Here is a 7,364-nt window from a genome sequence, read left to right as displayed (position 1 = left end):
GATGAAGAATCAGGGCGAATACCGATCAGTTTGAGATTCTAGGGTTGCTGAGCAACATAGAATCTCCCACAGTTGGATTGGGTTTGGTCAGTTGGAGGGGGGTTGGCTGTTAGGGCGTCATCGCTGGCAAGCCAGCTCCCACAGGGGTGGTGGGGTTGGTGGGGTTGGTGGGGGTGGGTTAGCTGAGGACGACGACTCCGCCGGGGAGTTCGGTGCATTTGACGCCGTAGGCGTCGCGGATCAGCAGGGCGACGCCGGCGAGTTGGTCGAGGCTGAAGCGGGCCTGGACGCGGCGTTGGCCGAGTTCGCGGTTGAGCAACAGCAGCATGCCTGGGCGGTAGCGGTTGATTTCGTCGATCATCTGGCTGAGGGTTGCGCCGTTGAATACCAGCACTTGTTGGCGCCAGTTCATTACTGCGGCTGTGTCGACGCTTTGTACGCTGCCGACTTGCCGTGAGTCGTAGGTCACTTGCTGGCCCGGTTCCAGGCGCAGGCTGCGGCCTTCTACGTCGACTTCCACCGCGCCGTCGAGACAGGTCACGCAGACTTGCTGATCGGTGTTACGCAGGTTGAACCGCGCCTGACTCGCCCGCAACCACCCTCCTCCGGCCTGCATCGCCAGTGGCAACCGCGCGGTCTGCACTTCGACTTCGCCGCTGACCAGTTCGAACCCCTGCACGCCATCATCGCCAGAGCGCTGGTTGATACGGGTCTGGGTGTTGAGCTCCAGGCTTACGCCGTCGGCCGGTTCGAAACGCTTCTGCTGGCCAACTTCGGTAATGTAATCGGCGCCGAGCCCTTCAAAGCCACCGGGGATCGTCCCGCGCACCAGCAGGAACGCCGCCGATGCCGCGACGGCGCCACCGAGAAACGCCCGACGACCGAATCGCCGAGGCGACTGCAGCATTTCGGCGGCAGGCTGCAGGTTGTGCCACAACACCTTGGCCTGCTCGAAAGCCTGAGCATGTTCGGCGCTCTGCTCGCACCACTGGCGCAACGCCCGGGCGTCGGCCACAGTGGCGCGGCCGGAGGTCAGCAGGACCAACCAGTCGTGGGCTTCGCTGTGCAGATTGTCGGCCGCCGATGGCTTGGCAGGTGTCAGTCGAAAGATGTTCAAACGCGCAGATTCTCAACGAAATGATCGGGCACTATTCAGATGACGGTTTTCCGGCCCCGCGACCGAACCGCTGAAACACTTTTCTTTCCAGTTTCGCCGCGCAGAAGCCCAATGCAGCTTTGATTTCCTTCTCGACCATGCGCGTGGAAATGCCGAAGCGCTGGGAGATTTCCAGGTGCGGCGCCTCTTCCAGTCGCGCCGCGATGAAGATTCTGCGACGCCGCGCGGGCAGTTCGTAGAGGGCACTGAGCAGCGACTGGATTTCCTTTTGCCCACCGACCACTCGCGCCGGGTCCAGCGCCTCGTCGCCGATCTGCAGCAGCTCTTCGACTTCCTCGCCGGTGAGCAGGCGCGCATCGGCCTGACGGCGGTCGGCGGCGATGTTCAGGGCCATGCGATAGAGGTAGGCATTGGGCCGCAGCAGGTTCGGCGGCGTTTCCATGCGGTCGACCCGCAGGTAGGTTTCGTGCAGCACGTCGTTGGCCAGGTCTTCCGAGCCGAGACGGCGGCGCAAGCGCACCCGAAAGTCCTCGTAGGACGTCAGGAACAGCTGGACCATCGAACCTTGTCCGGTGTCTTTCATCCCCCGGAAACTCCTTCCCATTTGGTGCATTCCATGCGTTTCCCTGACGACTCCGGTAACAACAGCAACGTGACCGGCTGGCGCAACGCGCTGGGCGTCGGCCGGTCGATCCTGAGATTGCGAAAGCTCTCCACCAGCGCGGTATCGCGCCGTACATCACCAGTGGTGGTGACCAACCGGTTGTGCTGCACCACGCCGTCCCGCCCGACCCAGACCTGCAACACCGCGCGATAACTGCCCGGACGGGTCAGCGGCGAACGGCACAGGTTGCGCTCGATCGCCGCTTGCACCGCAGTGGCGTAGCTGCGACTGACGGCGGCGCTGGCCGGGGTGGTTTTGTCCGGGGCCGACGGCACGTCCTCGACCTGCGCCACTTGCAGGGTGAACGCATCGTCGCGGGCATAACGCGCCATCAGGCCGCTGCCGCCGAGCAAACGGCGCAAGGCGTCGGCAGCGGTGTATTCGCCATCGACCGCCAACGAGCGCCGGCCACGACTCAACTGGCTGTCGACCAGCACCGCCACCCCGGTGGCGTGGCTGTATTGATCCAGCGCCCGGGCCAGATCCTGCGCCGGGATGTGCAGCGTCATGCGCATATCGGCCGGCACCGGTTCGGCTGTCGCAGCTCCGCTGAACCAGCCAAGCAGCAGCCCCAGACTCACCCGGCGCACGAGAGTCGCTGAACGCTGAAGACCGTCCCTGGAACTGCCTCGCTGCACGGCTGACGTACCCCTGAAAACCGTCATCCTGATGGCTGTTTATGAATCTGGTGTGACGGGCGGTGCAAAAAAACCATCACGGGATTCGCGCGAGGCTTGCACTAGACTGCAATCAGAGAACGGCCGCTTCGGGCCGGCAAGGAGGCTTGCATGAAATCACTGTGGAAATTCGCCCTCGGCGGGCTGCTGCTGAGCGCCTTCGCCAGCGCCCACGCCGAACAGCCGCTGGGCTGTGTGGAGGTGACGGTGGGTGGCTACAAGGCGCCGAATTACGATTGTCTGAGTCAGCAGATGGGCAACAATCCCGAAGGCGCTGCGGCTGCGCAGAAGAATCAGGAAGCGCTGAATGTGCCGGTGAACAAGCGACCGCCGAATCAGGTTGGCCTCGCAACCCCGGCCGCAACTGGAACACGCATGGGCAACACCTTCGGCACCTCAGTCAAACCACAACGCCCACCAAACTGAAGACCAAACTTTGTGGCGAGGGAGCTTGCTCCCGCTGGGGTGCGCAGCGCCCCCAAACCTGCCGAACCGGTTTTGACTGACAGACCGCATGCAAAGGTTTTGCGACTGCTGCGCAGCCGAGCGGGAGCAAGCTCCCTCGCCACAGGGTTATGTGCACGTCAGTCGCTGGGGGTCTGGCGGAAGCTTACTGCAAGGCGATTCCAGCTGTTGATGGTGGTGACGGCCATGGTCAGGTCGACCATTTCGCCTTCATTGAATTGCTCGCGAGCCATCTGGTAAACATCGTCCGGCACATGGCTTTCAGCCAACAGCGTCACCGCCTCGGCCCAGCCCAGTGCGGCACGTTCACGGGGGTTAAAGAAGCCGCTGTCGCGCCACACCGCGATCGCATACAAACGCCGGTCACTCTCCCCGGCCCGCCGCGCGTCCACCGAATGCATGTCGGTGCAGAACGCGCAGCCGTTGAGCTGCGAGGCGCGGATCCTGATCAGTTGCAACAGCGGCGCCTCAATGCTCAGGTCGCTGGTCAGCGCCTCCATGGCGATCATCGCTTTCATCGCCTTGGGCGATGCGTTGTAGTAGTCCAGACGCGGGGACATGGGCAGGTCTCGGGAAGCGGAATGATGAGTTCACGGTAAGCGCAGAGCTGCCGGCGTTACAGCCCCAATTCCACGGAAAACCGCTACACCACTGCCCCCCCGGCCAAACACACAACCTTGTAGGAGTGAGCCTGCTCGCGATAGCGGTCATTCAGTCACCGCCATGTTGGATGTGCCGACCTCATCGCGAGCAGGCTCACTCCTACAAGGGGGGATGGTGACCAATTTCGGGTTTTTGTGCTGCGCAACTACTGCCAATCACGCAACAGCGGTAATCTGGCCGACACTTCAATCGCCCCCCGGAGCCGCGTCGGTATGGAACTTCACGTCGTGATCAATGGCCGCAAGGACCTCGCCGGCCAGCTATACAACCAGCTGCGCGGCGCCATCGAGTCCGGGCGTCTGGCCGCCGGCACGCAGTTGCCGCCCAGCCGTCTGCTGGCCGAGCAACTGGGGATCTCGCGCAAGACCATTTCCGACACCTACGCGCAGCTGACTTACGAAAATTTCCTCACCGGGGTGATCGGCAAAGGCACCTACGTCAACGCCCGCCCGGCGCAGATTCAGCGCAAGCAAAGCCACACCGAACTGGCCAGCGCCGAGGTGATCGAGCGTTGGCGCAATCTGCCGGTGTTCTTGCGCCACCCGTCGCTGGAAGGTTCGCTGCGCTATGACTTCATCGGCGGCGCCACCAGCAAGGGCCAGTTCCCGCATGACGACTGGCGCCGCTGCGTGTCGCACGCGATGCGCCAGATGGCCGGCTCCAAAGGTTTCTACAGCGTGCCCGAAGGTCTGCCGGCGCTACGCAATGCGATTGCCCGGCACATCGCGTTTTCGCGCGGGATCAACTGCCAGGACGAAGACATCGTGGTGTGCAACGGCGCGCAGCAGGCGCTGGACCTGATCACTCGCGTGCTGATCAGCCCCGGCAGTCGGGTGGCGATGGAAGATCCGGGGTATCCGCCCGCGCGGTTGCTGTTCGGCACCCACGGCGCCGAAGTGGTCGGAATCCCGGTGGATGCCGAGGGGATTGTGGTCGAGCAGATTCCCGAGGGCACGCGGATGATTTACGTCACGCCGTCGCACCAGTTCCCGCTGGGCATGCCGATGAGCCAGGCGCGCCGGGAAGCCTTGCTCGCCCGCGCTTATGAGCTGGGCGCGATCATCATCGAGGACGACTATGACAGCGAATTCCGCTACGAAGGGCGGCCGACGGACTCACTGTTCAGCCTTGATCAGCGCGGCATCGTGGCCTACGTCGGCACCTTCTCCAAGACCCTGCTGCCGGAGCTGCGCCTGGGTTACGCGATCCTGCCGCCGGCGATTCTCGAAGCGGTGATCCGCGCCAAACAACTCACCGACCTGCACGCCTCGACCCTGCCGCAATGGGCGCTGGCCAAGTTCATTGCCGAAGGCTGCCTGCTCAAGCACATCCGCCGTTGCCATACGATTTACGCCCAGCGCCGCGAACGGATTCTGGCGCGCATGGCCGGTGATCTTTCGCCGTGGCTGGAGGCGATTCCGCCCAGTGCCGGGTTCCACATGGCGGTGTTGTGCAAGGTGCCGATCGACCTGGCGCTGGTGATCGAACTGGCGAAAAAAGTCGAGGTCGGGCTGTATTCCATCGACGGATTCCATTACCGGCAACCGGTGAAGAGCGGTCTGTACTTCGGCTTCGGCGCCATTGAAACCCTCGATATCGACACCGCTCTGGATCGCCTGCGCGACATTCTGCAACAAGTGGCGTGAATGATTGGTCTGGGCGATTAACCGCCGATTGGTTATTGGTGATCAGCAGGTGCAGGCCTATTCTGCACAGGCGTTATCCCTCAATGAGCAGGATTCGTCCGGCCTGATTCAGGAGTGTGAGCAATGTCCAACGAAGTGATCAACACCGTACAGGTGCGCGCCGCCGCCGGGCGTTCGGAAGAACTCGGCCGGCAGTTGCAGAAGATCGTCGACACCTTGCGCCAGACACCGGGTTGCGACGCCTACATGGTCGACCGCTGCCCCGAGGACAGCCAGCGCTGGACGGTGAGTGCACGCTGGCAGTCGGAAGCGGCAATGCAGGCGCACTTCAACCGGCCCGAGGCGCAGGGGTTTATCGACCTGATTGATAGCCGCTTGGCAAATAGTGTGGATTTCAACAGTTTCCCGATCGTCTGATCTGCCCCCTTCGCGAGCAAGCCCGCTCCCACATTGGAATGCAATCAACTGTGGGAGCGGGCTTGCTCGCGAAGGCGTATTCAGCCGCACCGCCGAACGACTGATTGGTCACCCGATCTTCCCGAATATTGGCCGTTTGAATACCCCACCCCGCAGACTACTGTGGTCACCACCCCTCCCCAACTGGTGATCCAAGATGAAAGCCCTGCACCTCTTCACCGCCGTTCTCGCCCTGTCCATGTCTGCCGCCGCCCTGGCTCACGACCCATCCGAGAAAGTCACCGTCCTGCAAGACCAAATGCTGAAAAACGCCCCCGGCAAGAAAGCCATGATGATCGAAGTCGACTACAAACCCGGCCAGTCCTCGATCGCCCACAAACACGACGGCACCGCCATGGCCTACGTGCTCGAAGGTGAAGTGATTTCCCAGGTCAAGGGAGAACAGCCGATCACCTACAAGAAAGGCCAGTTCTGGTACGAACCGGCCGGCTCCGAAAATCTGGTGTCGAAAAACGCCAGCAACAGCAAACCGGCGAAGTTGCTGGTGTTCATGGTGTTGGCCCCGGACGAGCAAGTACTGATCCCCTTGAAAAACTGATGGTTGTTGGCACAGCCATAAATAAAAAGGCGCAAAACACTGTTTTGCGCCTTTTTATTTCCCGAGGCAATTAACCGATTCGCCTTAAAGCCAATAAAACTAATGCATCGCCACAACTCGAAAAATTGTCAGCTTATTTACAGGTTGGCGGGTTTAGTCTGAATCAACTGTCGTGCGCCCGTCACAAACAGCCGCGACAACGCTGACTTTCCGACTGAAGTTGCTTCACGGGAGATTCACCATGAAACTTGCCTTTGCCAGTACCCTGGCGATATCGGTTTTAGCCTTGTCCGCCTGTTCAGTACCCACCGCGCCGAAAGCGGTGTCGTCCCTCGATACCCTGTTCACCCAACCGGTCGGCCGCAGCAGCGCCGCCCAGGTGCAAAGCGGTCCCGGCGTTTCACTGGGCGTGGTCTACAGCCCCAGCACCCTGACCAACCGCGAATATCTGCGTGACTATCAGGCCAACGCCGGCACCGGTTTCGGCCAGAGCCTGCTGGTGCAGCCGATCCACGACGCCTACGTCAACACCTCGAAACCGGACATGGCCGTGGACTGGGTCAAGGCCTCGCTGCAACGGCAGTTCGGCTCGGTCACGGTGTACCCGGACATGCAGAGCCTGCGCGCGGCGCACCCCGATGTGGTGGCGATCGTCGACACCCACAGCCAGTTGATTACCTCGCGCAGCTCCGACATTAAGGCCGATGTCAGCGCGGATTTTTATGATGCGAAGTTGAATTACATCGGCACGGCGAAAGGTTCGGAGGCCAAAGAACTGACACCGGTTTGGGCGGACTTCAAACGTTCGGAAGAGATCGTCGCTGATATTAATCAACAGCAGGATGTGCAAGTGCGGGCGCTGCAGAAGTTTGATCAGTCGCTGAGTAATTTATTGACCAGACCGACAGATAAAGTGTCGATGCTGGATAACAAACAAGCACATAAGTTGTATTGATAGTCAGGCCCTCATCGCGAGCAGGCTCACTCCTACAGGGGGAAAACGCATTCCAACTGTAGGAGTGAGCCTGCTCGCGATAAGGCCGGAACAAACACCACAAAATCCAGACATAAAAAAGCCCCGGCATCTCACGACACCGGGGCTTCTTCATTCAACCAC

At 61.3% G+C, this 7,364-nt stretch carries 9 protein-coding genes; 5 read left to right on the top strand and 4 right to left on the bottom strand.

Features of this window, described 5'->3' with window-relative positions:
* Window positions 1-178: 178 nt before the first annotated feature.
* The 3 genes from LVD08_RS20080 to LVD08_RS20070 are packed head-to-tail and all read right to left on the bottom strand — an operon-like array spanning window position 179 to window position 2,362.
* Window positions 179-1,117 (bottom strand): FecR family protein, encoded by a 939-nt coding sequence (locus tag LVD08_RS20080; protein ID WP_247269024.1) that lies wholly within the window; start codon window positions 1,115-1,117, stop codon window positions 179-181.
* Between the two features lie 31 nt (window positions 1,118-1,148).
* Window positions 1,149-1,700 carry an RNA polymerase sigma factor gene (locus LVD08_RS20075; protein WP_027613107.1) on the bottom strand — a complete coding sequence of 184 codons (552 nt, stop codon included), beginning with the start codon at window positions 1,698-1,700 and terminating at the stop codon, window positions 1,149-1,151.
* Window positions 1,697-2,362 carry a secretin and TonB N-terminal domain-containing protein gene (locus LVD08_RS20070; RefSeq protein WP_245223384.1) on the bottom strand — a complete coding sequence of 222 codons (666 nt, stop codon included), beginning with the start codon at window positions 2,360-2,362 and terminating at the stop codon, window positions 1,697-1,699. Before LVD08_RS20070 ends, LVD08_RS20075 begins: the two co-directional genes overlap by 4 nt.
* Before the next feature lie 207 nt (window positions 2,363-2,569).
* On the opposite strand from LVD08_RS20070, the gene LVD08_RS20065 reads away from it, so the two are divergent.
* Window positions 2,570-2,884, top strand: coding sequence for a hypothetical protein (locus LVD08_RS20065; protein WP_247269023.1), 315 nt, complete (start codon window positions 2,570-2,572; stop codon window positions 2,882-2,884).
* A 158-nt stretch (window positions 2,885-3,042) separates the two neighbouring features.
* Here LVD08_RS20065 and LVD08_RS20060 read toward each other — a convergent pair whose 3' ends face one another.
* The gene (locus LVD08_RS20060; protein WP_247269022.1) at window positions 3,043-3,483 is read right to left on the bottom strand and encodes a carboxymuconolactone decarboxylase family protein; all 441 of its coding nucleotides are present in this window, start codon (window positions 3,481-3,483) and stop codon (window positions 3,043-3,045) included.
* A gap of 315 nt (window positions 3,484-3,798) precedes the next feature.
* Between LVD08_RS20060 and pdxR the strand changes: the two genes are divergently transcribed.
* The 4 genes from pdxR (at window position 3,799) to LVD08_RS20040 (ending at window position 7,202) form a co-directional block, all read left to right on the top strand.
* Window positions 3,799-5,232, top strand: coding sequence for a MocR-like pyridoxine biosynthesis transcription factor PdxR (pdxR, locus tag LVD08_RS20055; RefSeq protein WP_247269021.1), 1,434 nt, complete (start codon window positions 3,799-3,801; stop codon window positions 5,230-5,232).
* A 123-nt stretch (window positions 5,233-5,355) separates the two neighbouring features.
* Entirely contained in the window at window positions 5,356-5,649 is a 294-nt protein-coding gene (locus tag LVD08_RS20050; protein WP_003225668.1) for a putative quinol monooxygenase, read from the top strand.
* A 196-nt stretch (window positions 5,650-5,845) separates the two neighbouring features.
* Window positions 5,846-6,247, top strand: a complete 402-nt coding sequence (locus LVD08_RS20045; protein WP_247269020.1) for a cupin domain-containing protein — start codon at window positions 5,846-5,848, stop codon at window positions 6,245-6,247.
* A gap of 241 nt (window positions 6,248-6,488) precedes the next feature.
* Window positions 6,489-7,202, top strand: coding sequence for an ATPase (locus tag LVD08_RS20040; RefSeq protein ID WP_247269019.1), 714 nt, complete (start codon window positions 6,489-6,491; stop codon window positions 7,200-7,202).
* The last annotated feature ends 162 nt before the right edge of the window (window positions 7,203-7,364 follow it).

It is taken from the genome of Pseudomonas sp. YL2, assembly GCF_023063025.1.
Classification (GTDB): Bacteria; Pseudomonadota; Gammaproteobacteria; order Pseudomonadales; family Pseudomonadaceae; genus Aquipseudomonas; species Aquipseudomonas putida_A.
Note: the sequence above shows the minus strand (reverse complement) of the source record. Positions and strands in the feature narration are given on the sequence as shown.